Below are 15,126 nucleotides of genomic sequence, written 5' to 3'. Positions count from 1 at the left end.
AAAATGCAAAATTAAGGCATACTATTTAGTTAAAATAACTTTTAAAAGCAAAAAAACTCTATTCTTCATCTAGAATAGAGTTTCCTGTAGATTTATCTCCAGATGTCCATTGCCATTTTTCGTGCAATCGTATTTTTCCGTTTGGTAAAATTTCTGGTGTAGATGTGCATCTTCCGGTCATTAATTGGTTGTCTGTATTTACCTGATGGTATCTCATTTCTATACAGCCATTGGCATCAACCAAACCAATTAAATGTCCTTTTTTTATTTTTCCGCCAGTATAATTAGAACTTAAAATAGCACCATCTTGCTTATAAACAAAGATGGTTTTATTTGTAGTTTCAGAATTTACAGAACCAGTAACAGGCCTAAATATTTTGCCGTTATAGTTTATCATTTATATTATTTACGACTAAGTTTTTTCATTACAACCCATTGTTTTAGCATATCTCTAGAGTCTTGTGCTGGATAGCCTAAAACAGTTTTACCTGCTTCTATATTTCCCATTACTCCCGATCCTGCGCCAACAATAGCACCAGAACCAATAGTGGTATGGTCTTTAATAGATGCGCTACCACCAATAATAACACCGTCCCCTAAAGTTACAGAGCCGGCTAAGCCACTATGACCAGCCATAATACAAGATCTACCCATAACACAGTTGTGAGCTATTTGTACTAGATTATCAATTTTACACCCATCACCAACAATTGTAGAGCTAAATTTACCACGATCTACACAAGAATTAGCACCAATTTCTACATCATTACCAATAATTACGTTTCCTATTTGCGGTATTTTAACTAGACCTCTACCATCGTCACTTGGTCTGTAACCAAAGCCATCTGCGCCAATACTTACGTTTATATGAAAAGTACAACGACTACCAATTTCACTACGTTCCCTAACAACAGTTCCAGACCATAAAACAGTTTGGTTGCCAATAGTTGTATCGTCTAAAACAGTAACATTTGGGTAAAGTATAACTTGGTCTCCTAAAATTACATTTTTACCAACATAACAACCAGCGCCTATTATTGTGCCAGCACCAACGGTTGCAGTACTGTCTACAACAGCAGTTGGGTGTATGTCTAAATCAAAAACAGGTTTACCAGGATCAAAAGCTTCTAAAAGTTTAGCTAATGAAATATCAGCATTTTTTACCTTTATTAGAGCCGTATTTTCTCTTGGTTCTATTTTTAAATTATCATTTACAATGGCAACACCTGCGTTAGAGTTTTTCCAAAGGCGAACATATTTTACACTACCAATAAATGTAATTTGATTTTTATTGGCTTTTTCAATTTGTTCTGCGCCTTCTATTTTGTTTGTAGTATTCCCTACTAATTCTCCTCCTAATAGGTCGCAAATTTCTTGTGCTGTAAATGACTTCATTCTAAAAAATAAGATTTATATGGTTAAGATTATTTATTGTGCTAAGCTTTAAAAGTACTTATAAAAACAAAATAAATTTAAAGTTTTATAGTATTTAATTACTACTAATTATACTGTTTTAGATTTTATAGCATCGTAAACTACAATACTAACAGCATTTGCTAAGTTAAGACTTCTAATATGCTCGCTAAAAAGTGGTATTTTATAAAGACTGTCTTTATGTGCTTCTACAACACTTTTTGGCAAGCCTTTAGATTCTTTACCAAATACAAAGAACATATTATCCTGATAGTCAATTTCATAATAATTTTTTTCTGCTTTAGCTGATAAGAACGCAAATTTTTTATCAGAATGTACTTCAAAAAAATGGGTTATACTATCGTAGATTTTTAGGTCTATATGTTTCCAATAATCTAGACCCGCTCTTTTTACCCTTTTGTCATCTAACTCAAAACCAAATGGCTTAACCAAGTGCAATGTAGAACCAGAAGCAAGACTTAGCCGGCCAATGTTACCTGTGTTGTTTGGTATTTCGGGTTCAAATAATACAATGTTAAAGCTCATATATAGTTTTGTGTTTTTAACAAAGAAACGGATATCGATTATAAAAAGAAAAGATTTGTTTTAACTGATGAACTTTTTTTTTATTACCTCTTGCATAAAATCAACATTTTCTAATGCTTTTTTAGAGAAATCAAAAAGGCTAATACATCTGTCTAAATTCTGATTTGTATAAGCTACTTTGTAATAAGTATCATTACTTAAATAATCTGTAAGCGCTCTTAAACCGTGAATAAAAGGCATAAATACAGCGCCAAGAGGTAAAGATGCTATTTCTTCTGTACTTAATAAATCTTTATTTGTACTTAAACCATCTACAAAAGAGCTAAAAAGCTCTTTGTTAAAAGTTATTTTAGATACATCTTTCTCGTCCTCGTTTGCTGTGTTCACTATGGTGCGCACTGCATCACCAAAATCATAATAAAAATAGCCTTTCATTAACGTATCTAAATCTATTAAGCATAATGCTTTGCCCGTGGTGCTAGAAAACAGAATGTTATTTAATTTAGTGTCGTTATGGCAAACTCTAATAGGCAGTTCGGTAAAGCAAAAATCTAATAGATCTGGCAATAATTTTTCAGCATAACGAATAACCTTTTTGGCCTCGGTTAATCGTTCTTTTTTTGCCGATTCTAAAGCATCAAAAAACTGATTATTTCTATCGATTAAATTATGGAAATTGGGGATAGTCTCTTTATAAGATTCTACTTCTGTATCCTGTAAAAGTTTATGAAATTCACTAATAATTTTACCAGCTTCAAAGGCAGTTTTAGAATTTGTTGTAGTATCGTAAGTAATACTATTTTCTATAAAAGAAAGCACTCTCCAGTATCCGTTTTCTGTATGGTAGCTGTTGTTTTTAGTTGTTTTAACTAGGCTAATACTGCTGTAGCTAGAACTTTTTAATAAAGGCAATGCTGTTACTATATTTTGCATAACAGCCTTTATATCTATAAATACGTTAGCGTTTATGCGTTGTAAAATATACACAGCTTGTTTGTCATCTAAAACCAAAAACGTATCATTAATAAGTCCGTTCGTTATAGACTTAAAAGTGTAGTCTTTTTTAGGGACAGAAAAATTATTGAAAATTTGGGCTGGATCTGTTTTCATCACTACTAGTTTATGTTCCATAAGTTAAAGGGGTAATCGTCATTTTTTGTCATTTCAGCTAGTTTAGAAACAGCCATAGCTCTGTCTTCTGCATAGGTAACACCAAACCAATTACTCTCCGAGTTTACTACGGGTACTTTTAAGTTATCTTTAGAAATCATTTCTTGGACTATAAAAGGCAAGAAGACTTCACTAGATTTAATTTTTTCTTCATCTTTTAAAAACAACTTAAACGCATTTGTTATATAGTTAAATATTGATGTGTCGCACACCCAAAAATTCATACTGGCTTCTTCTTCTCCTGTAAATACAATACCAGAGTCTGTATCTATAATAGAATTGTTTTGTTTTTCAATTTTTAAACGTTCTTCAACCTTTGCCAAAATTCCGGATTCAATTTGGCAAACACCTCTAGAAACAGATCCGTGTGTAGATAATGTATCTTTTAAAGTATACGATATAAGCCCAAATGTATGCGCTGTGTTAGACTGCATAATTTTAGCTGCATTTTTAAAGGCAAGTTCACCGTAAAAATCATCTGCATTTATTACAGCAAAAGGGCCATTTATTACATTTCTTGCGGTCCAAACAGCGTGTGCTGTCCCCCAAGGTTTTAATCGTTCTGTAGTATAATTAGTATGCTCTGGAACATCAGAAATTTCTTGAGCTAAAACATCCAATTGTATATCTGTAGGCAACCTTTTAGATAAGTGATCATGTAAAAAATCTACTTTATCTTTTTTAGTGATCGCAACAATATGTGTAAAACCATATTTTATGGCATCAAAAATACCAAACTCCATTAAAAATTCGGAGTATGGTCCAAGGTCATCAAACTGTTTTAATTTTCCGTATCTGCTACCATTTCCGGCAGCCATTAAAAGTAATGTCATTTTATAGTTTTAGTCTAGCAAAAATAGGTTTTTAGTAAAAGCCAAGTGGTGATATAATCGTTAAAAAATATGGTCTTAATCGTCTTTAGTAGTAAAATGTGGCTAGGAGTAAATAGGTTTTGCTCCTTAAAAGATTAAATATTAAAAACCTTTACTATATTTGCGATGTTGTGTTGTGTCTCGATTAATTTTGAGGCAATGTTGAAAACCATTTTAGATGGTATCAACCAATGAAAGGCTTTCCTATCGGAAGGCTTTTTTTATGCATTAAACTCTTCAAATTATTAATTATATAATTTTAGGCTTATTTTTTAGATAAAGTTCAAATTATTGTACTTTTATTGTCTACTTACAAAGAACAATAGAATATGCCTTTATATCATAAACTAGGAAAAATACCACCAAAAAGACATACCATTTTTAAAAAGGAAGACGGGACATTGCATTACGAGCAATTGTTTGGCACCATTGGTTTTGACGGAATGTCATCTCTAATGTACCATATGCACAGACCAACTATGGTTAAAGAAGTTGGAGAAACAATAGATGTGTCTCCTAAAGCAGCTGTAGCCCACAATATAAAATCTAGATTATTAAAAGGGTTTGATATTAAACCAGAAGATGATTATTTAGAGAGTAGAAAAACGGTATTATTTAATAGTGATGTACACGTTGGCTTAGCGGCTCCAAGAAAATCGTTGACAGATTATTTTTATAAAAATGCAGATGCAGACGAGCTACTTTTTATACACAAAGGAACTGGTACTTTAAAAACAATGCTTGGTGAAATTCCGTTTGAATATGGAGATTACATTGTTATTCCGCGTGGAATGATTTATCAGATTGAGTTTGATACAGAAAATAATCGTCTGTTGGTAACAGAATCTTACCATCCAATTTATACGCCTAAAAGATACCGTAACTGGTTTGGTCAGCATTTAGAGCATTCTCCTTTTTGTGAGCGCGATTTTAAACTGCCTGAAAATTTACAGACTTATGACGAAAAGGGCGACTTTTTAATTAAAGTTAAAAAGCAAGGACAATTACACCACTTAACATACGCCTCTCATCCTTTTGATGTTGTTGGTTGGGACGGTTATAATTTTCCGTACGCATTTTCTATCCATAATTTTGAACCAATAACAGGGCGTGTACACCAACCGCCACCAGTACACCAAACTTTTGAAACTAGTGCTTTTGTTGTGTGTTCTTTTGTGCCAAGATTGTACGATTATCACCCACAATCTATACCAGCACCATACAACCATTCTAATATAGATTCTGATGAGGTTTTGTATTATGTAGATGGTGATTTTATGAGTAGAAAAAGTATAGATAAAGGTTACATTTCTGTGCACCCATCTGGCATACCACACGGTCCGCACCCAGGAACATATGAAGCTAGTATAGGTAAATCTAAGACCGAAGAATTGGCAGTAATGATAGACACATTTAAACCGCTACAATTAACGCAATTAGCATTAGATATAGATGATGGTACGTATTACCAATCTTGGATGGAGTAATATTTATAAATTATAAAAATAAAAAAAGAGGCCAATTGGCCTCTTTTTTTATGCGTTATGTATCACAGTATGTACTAAAGAAGCAGCTAATTTTGCTGTTTGGTTATCAATATCATATTCTGGGTTCATTTCTGCAATGTCTAAGCTTATAAGTTTGCCAGATTTTATAATAGTTTGCAGGCATTGTAAGGCAATGTTAGGAGAAAAACCCATTGGCGATGCAGCACTAACTCCGGCTGCATAGGCAGATGAAAATCCGTCTAAATCGATAGTGGTATACACAACATCTACGCTTTGTATAAAAGTAGAAATTTGCTCTTGTATTTTTTTAGATTGATGTAGGTTAAAATCTTCATTTTTTACAACAGTTACACCAAGTTCTTTTGCTGTTTTAAAAAGAGAAGCGTCATTGGCATCATCTCTAATTCCTAAACATAAATATTTAAATGTAGTATTATTAGCTTTACAATCTTCTGCTATTTGATAAAACGGTGTTCCAGAATTGTTTCCGTTTGTATTGGCTCTTAAATCAAAATGAGCATCAAAATTAATTATACCAATAGTTTTATCTTTTTCAACCGCATTTAAAATACCGTTGTAATGTCCGTATGCAATATCATGACCACCACCCAAAACAATAGGAAAGTTGTTATTTTTTAATAATGAAGTAACTGTTTTAGCTAATGTTTGCTGTGCGTGTTCCATATTCTCATCAATACAAAAAACAGTGCCAACATCTAATAATTTTGTGTTATTATCTAAATGATTAGGCATTTTAGCTAGCTGTTTTATAATTGCTTCAGGACCAGTAACGGCACCAACTCTACCTTGGTTCCGTTTAACACCCTCATCACACGCGTAGCTTAAAATGGCAAACGTCTTGGTAGATTCTTTTTTTATAGCATCTGCGCAAATTACTTTTTCATGAAGATATAAGTTGGCATTGGTATTTCTACCTTGCCATAGCGAAGAATTAGGTTTTTTAAAGTTGTTCATGATGCAGTTTTATAGCTCAAAAATAGGAGGTTATTTTTGTTTTTAATCTTCAATTTAAATAAAAAAGAGATTAGCACTAGAAATACAATTGTTTTGCAGTAAAACTTTTTAATTTAGTAGTTTAATATATGCTGATGAGGTTTATGGGTAAAAGTTGTATTATAGCGCTCTTCATTTTATTTTTTTTAATGGTAGGTTGTAAAAAGAAACAAGAGCAAAAATCGCTTTTGTTGTATTGTGCGGCCGTAGTTAAACCTGTTTTAGAAGAAGTAGTAAAAGTATATTATAAAGAAACAGGGATACAAATAGATTTGCAATACGGTGGTTCTGGTACATTGTTGGCAAATTTGCGAATAGCAAAGCAGGGTGATTTATATTTGTCTGCAGATGCAAGTTATATGCAGCAAGCAATAAAATATAATTTAATAAAAGAAAGTAAGCCATTGGTTGCTATTACGCCTGTCTTAGCCGTTGTGGTAAATAATCCTAAACAGATAAAAAATATTAAAGATGTGTGTACTGAGGGTGTTAGGTTTGGTATTGCAAATCCTGACGCAGCATCTATTGGTAGCGTAACAAAAAATATGTTGGTAGCATCTGGAGATTGGGATACCGTTAAAAACTGTATTTATGTGCAAATGCCAACAGTGTCTGATGTTTCAAATGCGTTAAAATTAAAAACCATAGATGTTGGCGTAATTTGGGATGTCACAGCAAACCAATACAAAGAAATAGATACGGTAAAAATTGATTTTTTTAATGAATTTAAAGAGTATGCAACGGTGGGTGTTTTAAAATCATCTAAACAAGAAAAGGAAGCTTTAGAATTTATGAGTTTTTTATTACACAATGCAAAAAGTAAGCGTGTTTTTAAAAAACTAGGATATAATATGTACTAATTAATCTTATAAAATATCAAAAAAGAAAATCAACATATTAAACACAAAGTAAGGTCTAATGTGCCATTTTATATGGTAATGGGCATTGTGGCATCTACCTATGTAATTTTAATATTGGCTATGGTATTAGCAGATTTTTTTTATACCACACCAAGTCATATTTTTAAGGCTTTAGCAAGTTCCGAGATTCAGTATGCAATTAAACTTAGTTTAATAAGTAGTACAATTACAATGGTATTAAGTGTCATTGTTGCAATACCCATTGGTTATTTTATGGCGCGCTATAATTTTAAGTTTAAAAAAATTATAGATGCTATATTGGACATTCCTATTGTGCTGCCTCCATTAGTGGTTGGTTTAAGTTTGTTATTGCTTTTTCAAACAACATTTGGGCAGTTTATAGAAAGTCATTTAAGAATTACGTATACTATTTATGCTGTAGTAATAGCACAGTTTATGGTTGCTTGTGCATTTGCAGTGCGTACAATGTATGTTACATTTTCGCAAATTAACAATAGGCAAGAACAAGTAGCGCTCACTTTGGGATGCAACCAAAGGCAATCTTTTTTTTATATTTTATTACCACAAGCAAAAAGCGGAATTTTAACAGCAGCATCTTTGGCTTGGGCAAGGGCTCTTGGAGAATTTGGACCTATTTTAATTTTTGCAGGAGCTACAAGAATGCGAACAGAAGTATTGCCAACTACGGTATTTTTAGAAATGTCTGTAGGGAATATAGAAGCAGCTGTTGCTGTGTCTTTAATAATGATAGCGTCTGGGTTTTTAGTGTTATTGGTGGTTAGATTGTACGGAACCAAAAAAAATACAATTTAGCTATGTTACAGTGTATAGATCTACATATAGAACAAGGAGATTTTACAGTTTCTAATATTAATTTTAAGATTAATAAAGGAGAATATGTTGTTCTTATGGGGAAAACAGGTAGTGGTAAAACAACTATTATAGAGGCCATTTGTGGCTTACGTAAGGTTAAAAGCGGGCAAGTTCTGCTAGATACAATAGATGTTACTCATATGGCTACCGGGCAAAGAGAAATTGGTTATGTGCCACAAGATGGTGCCTTGTTTGTAACAATGACTGTAGCAGAAAATATAGGTTTTGCCTTAAAAATAAGAAAGTGGCCTAAGGATAAAATTAAAGACCGAGTACAAGAATTGGCTGTTCTGCTAGGAATAGATCATTTGTTAAAAAGAGGTGTTACTAGCCTAAGTGGTGGCGAAAAACAACGTGTTGCACTAGGGAGAGCTTTAAGTTTTTATCCAGAGGTTTTGTGTTTGGACGAACCTTTAAGTGCTTTGGACGATACTACTAAAGCAGATATTATAGCATTGTTGCAAAGGTTAAAAAATAGTCTAGACATTGCTGTTTTGCACATATCTCACTCTAAAGAAGAAGCTAAAAAATTGTCTAGCAGTATATTACATCTATAGGTTAATACGTTTTATTTCTATTTGTTTTTAATACTTTGACTTACATTAACAAAGCAAAACTTGTAATCCTTATACTATAAATAAATAATCCTTACTTTTGAAGTTGATAAATTGTAGATAGTCATACTATTACACTAACCAATGATTTTTTATGGATGACATTTTGATTAACATTGGCAGACAGCTAAAGCTGGCTCGCCAAAAAAGAAACTTGACCCTCCAGCAAGTTGCCAAGAGAACGGGCGTAAGTGCAGGGTTAATTTCAAAGATTGAGAACCTTAGGACAACTCCGTCTTTACCTGTTTTGCTAAAAATTATGCAAACATTACAGATAGAGCTTTCGGAGTTAGAACTTTCTTCAAGTATTGATGGCGATTACATTCTTATTAAAAACGGAGCAGGCGTTAAAGAAGATCGTGAAGATTCTGAGCAATTAGAGTACACACATTTATTATCAAACTCCTCTAAGGGAGAAAGTATGCGTGTGTATTTAATTACTGTACAACCGCATGCAATTAGAAAACCAATTTCTACGAATGCTAATGAACTTGTTTATGTGTTAAGTGGTTCGCCAACGTACACGTTAAAAGGCAATGATATTACGCTAGATAAAGGAGATTTATTGTTTTTTGATGGTACGGTAGCACACGGTATCTCTAATAGATTTAGTGAACCGGCCTTGTTGCTTAAAATTTACTTATTGCATTAAAAATTGTAATTGGATAAAGTAAAAAACCTTCAGCAATGAAGGTTTTTTTTATGTCGTTTTTGGATTTAAACAAGCTCTTAAAAGCACATATGCTTTAGTAATATGTGCCTCTACAGTTTTAACTGAAATATTAAGATCTATAGCTATTTCTTTACTTTTTAATCCTTTTATTTTTTTGCTATAAAAGACGTTTTTACATCGTTTTGGTAAATCTTCTATGCACTTATCCAATAGGGTTAATTTTTCTTCTTTTAATGAAGAATCTGTCTCCTCTATACTATCTACAATACTTTTGTAATATCCCATTAAGTCAGCATCTACCTTACTTTTTTTTCTAAAATGGTCCATTAACTTATTGTAAGTCATTCTATATAAATAGCTATTTAAAGAAGTATTAATTTTTATTTTTTTCTTATTTGTCCATAAGTACATAAAAGAATCTTGTACAATATCATGTATTAAATTCTTGTCTGATGTATAATTTAGCAAATACTTGCAGAGCTTAGAAAAATATTGAGCATAGAGCTCTTCAAAAAAAGCAGAATCTCCTTTTTTTAATGAGTTTTGAACGCTATTTATCTTTTTATTTATGATAATTTTTTGTCGTTTTTACATTTTGATAATGTGCAAATGTGATAAAAAAAAATAAAACATAGGGTTTTTTCTATCTTTTACTACATAACAATATACATTTTAATAATAATGCACAAAAAACTAGAATATTTAATTGTTAAGTTTATAAATAACGATTTAAACGATGAAGAAACAACATTGTTAAAAGAGTTATTAAACAAAGATGAAAACAAAATATACTTTAAAGAGTATGTGGAGTTAAACTACCTCATTAATTTAAAAACAGATTTTAATTATGAGGAAGGTTTATATCAGTTTAAGTCTAAAATAAAAAAGAGAATTAATTACAAGGCAGTATTTAAATATGCGGCTATCTTTTTGTTGTTTGCGTGTGTTGGGACTTATTTCTTTATAAAAACAAATATAAATAATGTAAAAACGCCTGTAATTGTAAATAATAATATAGAAACAGGCACCTATAAAGCAAGCTTAACATTAGAGGATGGTTCTGTAGTTGCTTTAGAAAAAGGGAAAAACTTTGTTGCAAAAAATATAAGTAGCAACGGGGTAGACATTATTTACTTAGATGAGAAAGCATCTAAACCAGAAACTATATATAATTATTTAACCGTTCCAAGGGGCGGACAGTACCATATAAAACTTGCAGATGGTACAGATGTGTGGTTAAATTCTGAGTCAAAACTTAAGTATCCGATATCTTTTGTAAAAGGAGAAAGTAGAGAAGTAGTGTTGGTATATGGCGAGGCTTATTTTGATGTTTCACCTAGTACAAAGCACAACGGTTCTAAGTTTAAAGTGTCATCTGCAGGTCAAGACATTTCTGTTTTGGGAACAGAGTTTAATATAAAAGCCTATAAAGATGAAGAGCACATATATACTACTTTGGTAGAAGGTAAAATAGCAATAGAAAATACAGAAAACAATAATATTATGGAGCCCAATGAACAAGCTATTACTAGTTTGGGAACAAGTGATATTGAAATTAGAAAAGTAAAAGACATTTTTACAATTACATCTTGGAAAAAAGGTGTTTTCAGTTTTAAGGGAAAACCGTTGCCTTATATTATGAAAGTATTATCTAGATGGTATGATATGGATGTAGTTATAAAAAACAAAAACTTGGATGAAATAACATTTAAAGGTGTTGTAAGTAAGGATCAATCTATAGAAGAAATTTTAGATGCAATTAAAAACTCTAGTGTAATAAACAACTATGAAATAAATAATAAAACCGTAATTATTGAATAAAAAAAATAAGGGGTAAAGTTTAGACCGTCCAAAGTATAAAGCTTTATCCCCTTTTGTGAGTAACTAACTAATTAAATAATTAACCAATTAACAACATGTAAATTTATGGAAATTAAATTAACCTCTGTCCTTTTCTATTTTAGAAAAAGGCTACTTACTACTATTATGAGAACACTTATTTTCTTTTTTTGCCTCACGGCACTAGGTTTTGCCCCAAATAATGCGATTTCTCAGAACTCTAAAGTTACTATTACAAGTAATAAGACATTATCCATAGATGAGGTTTTTGATCTTATCATGAAGCAAACAGATTATAAGTTTATTTATCAAGAAGGTATTTTTGATAATTACCCTGAAATTTCGGTGAAACAAGGTGTTATAAGTGCAAATGCTCTTTTAAAAAAGAGCTTGGTTACAGAAGATTTTGACTTAATAGTTTCAGAGAATAATAATATTTTAATTAAAAAGAGAAGTCTATTAGCTAGTCTTTTTCAGCAAAAAGTTACAGGTAATGTTACGGATGCTACAGGTGTTCCTATTTTGGGAGTTAATATTATTGTTAAGGGAAAAAGAACTGGTACAGGCACAGATATAGATGGTAATTATGAGCTTGTAGTACCAGACCAAAATAACATTTTAGTATTTTCTTTTTTAGGTTACAAAACGCAAGAGGTTGTAGTAGGTAACAAAAAGAACATTGATGTAATTTTGATAGAAGATGCTAATGTTTTAGAAGAAGTAATTTTAACGGGTTATGAAAAAAGATCTGTAGAACAATCTACTGGATCTGCAACTACTGTTAAAGGAGAAGAATTAGAAAAAAGAGGTAGGTCTAATTTAATAAATGCACTAGAAGGTAAAATAGCTGGTTTAGGTATAACTTCTGATCCCGATAATGAAGGAGGAAAAAAGATAGATATTAGAGGTATAAGTACGCTAAATGGTAACTCGGCTCCATTATTAGTTATAGATGGTTTTCCGGTAACTACAGATATTTCTCAGGTTAACCCGTATGATATAGAAACGGTTACAGTGTTAAAAGATGCAGGTGCAGCTTCAATTTACGGTGCACAGGCGGCAAACGGTGTAATAGTAATTACAACTAAAAGAGGTAAAAAGGGAACTTTAAGTATAAACTACACTCAGAACTCTACATACACTTTAAAACCAGATGTAGATTATAGATTAAACAGATTATCTTCTTCAGATTTGGTAGATGCTCAGATTATTGGAGCGCAAAACCAGGCATCATACGCATACCATACGTATGAGTGGACTTTGGCAAATAATCACTTTTATGATTCCCCAGATGCACGTACGGCGGTTTTTAATGCAATGGCGGCTATGAATGAAGGGAGCCTTACTCAAGCTCAGGTAGATGCACGCATTAATCCATTAAGAAGTAGAGATAATCTATCTCAAATTTCAGATTACTTTACACAAAGTCCAATAGAACATCAGCACAACTTAAGTATTAGTGGTGGTGGAGATAATAATGTTTTTAGAGCTACTTTAAACTATACAAGTAGTAAGTCTTCATTTGTAGGTGATAAATCTGAACGTACTATTTTCGATTTTCAGAATAGTACGGATATTTCTAAAAAAGTGAAGTTAGATATAAATGGAAATTTAACTTTTTCAAACAATAAATCTATACCATACAATAGAGAAATTGTTTTAAATCAAATAAGTTCTTATGAGTTGTTTGCTGATGAAAACGGAAACCCGTTACCAGTTACTGTCGGTACCGTGGGGGAATTTGGTGCAATAGCAAGTGGAGGATTGTACGGAGGTAAAGATCCAATAGAAATACAACGTCTAGTAGATTTAGGTTTGTATGATGAAACCTATTATCCGTTAAATGAATTAAAAAGTTACACCCAAGAAAGCTATGGTCTAAATGCACGTATACAGGCGATGTTACATGCAGATTTAGCAAAAGGATTACGCGGAACTTTTGGTTTTAAATATGAATCTGGCTCTAATAGAAACACCAGAATTGCAACAGAAGAATCTTACGAGATTAGATCTCTTGTAAATAATTTATCACCAGTAGATTATAATGGAGATAATACAACGCTAAACATCCCAAGAGGAGGCAGAATTATAGAAACCAGAGGAGACTCTAATGCCTATACGGGTAGAGTACAATTAGATTATGAGGTAAGTTTTGGTAAACATAATATAAGAGCTTTAGCTGGCTCAGAGGTTAGGCATATGTTTAACTCTAGCATAACAACAGATAGGTTTGGGTATGATGAGTTTTCATTAAATACTTTACCAGTAGATAAGTATAGAATTGGGTCTGCAAGTAATAGCACTGTTGATAATATTAACCACCCAATAGGTATATTGTCTGGAGGAATAAACTTTAATGATAGAATAACTGAGAGTACAAACAGGTTCTTTTCTGCATATGGTAATATGAGTTATGATTTTGATAGAAAATATGTGTTAACAGGTAGTATTCGTTTAGATCAATCTAACCTTTTTGGCACAGATCCTAAGTATAGATATAAGCCATTTTGGTCTGTAGGCGGTAAATGGAATATAGACAACGAAGACTTTTTTGATGTAGATTTTATAAGCAATTTAGCGATAAGAGGTTCTTACGGTGTTAATGGAAATATAGCTAATTTATATGGCCCTTTTGATATTGCATCTTACGCCTTGTCTTCAAGAGCTGGTGGTGTAGAAGGATTAGAAATTACAACTCCTGCAATTAGTAATTTACGCTGGGAACGTACATCTACTAAAAACGTAGGATTAGATATAGCGATGTTTAATAACAATGTTAAGCTAGGAGTAGATTATTACAAGAAAAATACAACAGACATTTTTGCTTTTGGTAAAAATGACCCAACAAACGGAAGTAATTATGTACTTAAAAATGATGCATCTATAACTAATGATGGTATAGAAGTATCTCTAGGAACAACTAATGTTAGAACAAACAATTTTATATGGACATCTAACATTGTTTTAAGGCATAATAAAAACAAAGTTAAAGAGGTATTTGTTAATGAACAATATCCTGTTTTCTTAGCTCAAAGGCCACAAAGTTTAGAGGGTAATCCTGCAAATAGCTTCTATGTTTTTGACTGGGCTGGTTTAGATGAAAATGGTAATGCTAGAATAAAGACCAACAGTGGGGAGATAAAAACAGTAGAAGGGTATTTTAGTCCATATAGAGACGTGGTAAAAGAAGATTTAGTATATGCTGGTACATTAAGTCCAACCTTTACAGGTTCTTTTTCAAACAACATTACATACAAAAATTTAAGTTTATCATTTATGTTTGTAACAAATCAAGGACATAAATTACTTAAAGATTCTTATAACGGAGATCAGATTTATAGCAGGCCACAAAATGTAAACTCAAATGCGCAATACGCATGGCAGCAGCCAGGAGATGAGGCGTTTACAGATGTCCCTGCAATTAGCAAATCGTCATCAGATTTGTATACATCTACTTTTTCTAAATACAGTACCAAAAATGTTGTAGATGCTGGTTTTATTAGATTAAGAGAGGTGATTTTAGGGTACTCGTTGCCAACAGATTTAACAAAGACATTAGGTATAAAAAGTGCAAATATTAACCTTAGGGGTAACAACCTATGGTTAATAGCTAATAATGATGAAGGTATAGACCCAGAAGCTCATGGAATAGGAGCAAGGTATTTCCCCGTAAGACCAGCGTTTAGTTTAGGTATTAATGTTAGTTTCTAATAAAAAATTAAA

The 15,126-nt window shown here is 32.1% G+C and carries 14 protein-coding genes; 7 read left to right on the top strand and 7 right to left on the bottom strand.

Going from position 1 to position 15,126, the window contains the following annotated elements:
* Positions 1–58: 58 nt before the first annotated feature.
* The 5 genes from M4I21_RS15470 to M4I21_RS15450 all read right to left on the bottom strand — a co-directional run bounded on the left by M4I21_RS15470 (position 59) and on the right by M4I21_RS15450 (position 3,962).
* Positions 59–397 carry an avidin-fold protein gene (locus tag M4I21_RS15470; RefSeq protein ID WP_249560132.1) on the bottom strand — a complete coding sequence of 113 codons (339 nt, stop codon included), beginning with the start codon at positions 395–397 and terminating at the stop codon, positions 59–61.
* Between the two features lie 5 nt (positions 398–402).
* Positions 403–1,395, bottom strand: a complete 993-nt coding sequence (gene lpxD, locus M4I21_RS15465) for a UDP-3-O-(3-hydroxymyristoyl)glucosamine N-acyltransferase (protein WP_249560131.1) — start codon at positions 1,393–1,395, stop codon at positions 403–405.
* Positions 1,396–1,503: 108 nt separating this feature from the next.
* The gene (locus tag M4I21_RS15460) at positions 1,504–1,959 is read right to left on the bottom strand and encodes a tRNA (cytidine(34)-2'-O)-methyltransferase (protein ID WP_249560130.1); all 456 of its coding nucleotides are present in this window, start codon (positions 1,957–1,959) and stop codon (positions 1,504–1,506) included.
* A 60-nt stretch (positions 1,960–2,019) separates the two neighbouring features.
* Positions 2,020–3,090 carry a phosphotransferase enzyme family protein gene (locus M4I21_RS15455; RefSeq protein ID WP_249560129.1) on the bottom strand — a complete coding sequence of 357 codons (1,071 nt, stop codon included), beginning with the start codon at positions 3,088–3,090 and terminating at the stop codon, positions 2,020–2,022.
* The gene (locus tag M4I21_RS15450; RefSeq protein WP_249560128.1) at positions 3,075–3,962 is read right to left on the bottom strand and encodes a sugar phosphate nucleotidyltransferase; all 888 of its coding nucleotides are present in this window, start codon (positions 3,960–3,962) and stop codon (positions 3,075–3,077) included. Before M4I21_RS15450 ends, M4I21_RS15455 begins: the two co-directional genes overlap by 16 nt.
* Before the next feature lie 368 nt (positions 3,963–4,330).
* Here M4I21_RS15450 and M4I21_RS15445 point away from each other — a divergent pair, with 368 nt between their 5' ends.
* Entirely contained in the window at positions 4,331–5,488 is a 1,158-nt protein-coding gene (locus M4I21_RS15445; RefSeq protein WP_249560127.1) for a homogentisate 1,2-dioxygenase, read from the top strand.
* Positions 5,489–5,536: 48 nt separating this feature from the next.
* Here M4I21_RS15445 and hutG read toward each other — a convergent pair whose 3' ends face one another.
* Positions 5,537–6,484: a formimidoylglutamase gene (gene hutG, locus M4I21_RS15440; protein WP_249560126.1), complete on the bottom strand. Its 948-nt coding sequence runs from the start codon at positions 6,482–6,484 to the stop codon at positions 5,537–5,539.
* 188 nt (positions 6,485–6,672) lie between these two features.
* On the opposite strand from hutG, the gene modA reads away from it, so the two are divergent.
* The 4 genes from modA to M4I21_RS15420 all read left to right on the top strand — a co-directional run bounded on the left by modA (position 6,673) and on the right by M4I21_RS15420 (position 9,543).
* Complete coding sequence (modA, locus tag M4I21_RS15435) at positions 6,673–7,383, top strand: molybdate ABC transporter substrate-binding protein (RefSeq protein WP_249560125.1); 711 nt, start codon at positions 6,673–6,675, stop codon at positions 7,381–7,383.
* Positions 7,384–7,443: 60 nt separating this feature from the next.
* The gene (locus M4I21_RS15430; protein ID WP_249560124.1) at positions 7,444–8,217 is read left to right on the top strand and encodes an ABC transporter permease; all 774 of its coding nucleotides are present in this window, start codon (positions 7,444–7,446) and stop codon (positions 8,215–8,217) included.
* Positions 8,218–8,219: 2 nt separating this feature from the next.
* The gene (locus M4I21_RS15425) at positions 8,220–8,834 is read left to right on the top strand and encodes an ATP-binding cassette domain-containing protein (RefSeq protein ID WP_249560123.1); all 615 of its coding nucleotides are present in this window, start codon (positions 8,220–8,222) and stop codon (positions 8,832–8,834) included.
* A gap of 151 nt (positions 8,835–8,985) precedes the next feature.
* Positions 8,986–9,543, top strand: a complete 558-nt coding sequence (locus M4I21_RS15420; protein ID WP_283771795.1) for a helix-turn-helix domain-containing protein — start codon at positions 8,986–8,988, stop codon at positions 9,541–9,543.
* 48 nt (positions 9,544–9,591) lie between these two features.
* Here the strand turns inward: M4I21_RS15420 and M4I21_RS15415 are convergent, their stop codons facing one another.
* Positions 9,592–10,122, bottom strand: a complete 531-nt coding sequence (locus M4I21_RS15415; protein WP_249560178.1) for an RNA polymerase sigma factor — start codon at positions 10,120–10,122, stop codon at positions 9,592–9,594.
* Between the two features lie 123 nt (positions 10,123–10,245).
* On the opposite strand from M4I21_RS15415, the gene M4I21_RS15410 reads away from it, so the two are divergent.
* Complete coding sequence (locus M4I21_RS15410) at positions 10,246–11,385, top strand: FecR family protein (RefSeq protein ID WP_249560121.1); 1,140 nt, start codon at positions 10,246–10,248, stop codon at positions 11,383–11,385.
* A gap of 105 nt (positions 11,386–11,490) precedes the next feature.
* A complete protein-coding gene (locus tag M4I21_RS15405) occupies positions 11,491–15,114 on the top strand; it encodes a SusC/RagA family TonB-linked outer membrane protein (RefSeq protein ID WP_249560120.1) in 3,624 nt (1,207 codons plus the stop codon).
* Positions 15,115–15,126: the final 12 nt, after the last annotated feature.

Origin of the sequence: Cellulophaga sp. 20_2_10 (genome assembly GCF_023476645.1) — a bacterium.
Classification (GTDB): domain Bacteria; phylum Bacteroidota; class Bacteroidia; order Flavobacteriales; family Flavobacteriaceae; genus Cellulophaga.
Note: the sequence above shows the minus strand (reverse complement) of the source record. Positions and strands in the feature narration are given on the sequence as shown.

Excerpts from the sequence above, each read along its gene's own strand:
- M4I21_RS15420 (WP_283771795.1), top strand. The coding sequence starts at position 8,986 with ATGGATGACATTTTGATTAACATTGGCAGACAGCTAAAGCTGGCTCGC.
- modA (WP_249560125.1), top strand. The coding sequence starts at position 6,673 with ATGGTAGGTTGTAAAAAGAAACAAGAGCAAAAATCGCTTTTGTTGTAT.
- M4I21_RS15470 (WP_249560132.1), bottom strand. The coding sequence starts at position 397 with ATGATAAACTATAACGGCAAAATATTTAGGCCTGTTACTGGTTCTGTA.
- M4I21_RS15410 (WP_249560121.1), top strand. The coding sequence starts at position 10,246 with ATGCACAAAAAACTAGAATATTTAATTGTTAAGTTTATAAATAACGAT.
- M4I21_RS15445 (WP_249560127.1), top strand. The coding sequence starts at position 4,331 with ATGCCTTTATATCATAAACTAGGAAAAATACCACCAAAAAGACATACC.
- M4I21_RS15425 (WP_249560123.1), top strand. The coding sequence starts at position 8,220 with ATGTTACAGTGTATAGATCTACATATAGAACAAGGAGATTTTACAGTT.
- M4I21_RS15455 (WP_249560129.1), bottom strand. The coding sequence starts at position 3,090 with ATGGAACATAAACTAGTAGTGATGAAAACAGATCCAGCCCAAATTTTC.
- hutG (WP_249560126.1), bottom strand. The coding sequence starts at position 6,484 with ATGAACAACTTTAAAAAACCTAATTCTTCGCTATGGCAAGGTAGAAAT.
- lpxD (WP_249560131.1), bottom strand. The coding sequence starts at position 1,395 with ATGAAGTCATTTACAGCACAAGAAATTTGCGACCTATTAGGAGGAGAA.
- M4I21_RS15450 (WP_249560128.1), bottom strand. The coding sequence starts at position 3,962 with ATGACATTACTTTTAATGGCTGCCGGAAATGGTAGCAGATACGGAAAA.
- M4I21_RS15460 (WP_249560130.1), bottom strand. The coding sequence starts at position 1,959 with ATGAGCTTTAACATTGTATTATTTGAACCCGAAATACCAAACAACACA.
- M4I21_RS15405 (WP_249560120.1), top strand. The coding sequence starts at position 11,491 with ATGGAAATTAAATTAACCTCTGTCCTTTTCTATTTTAGAAAAAGGCTA.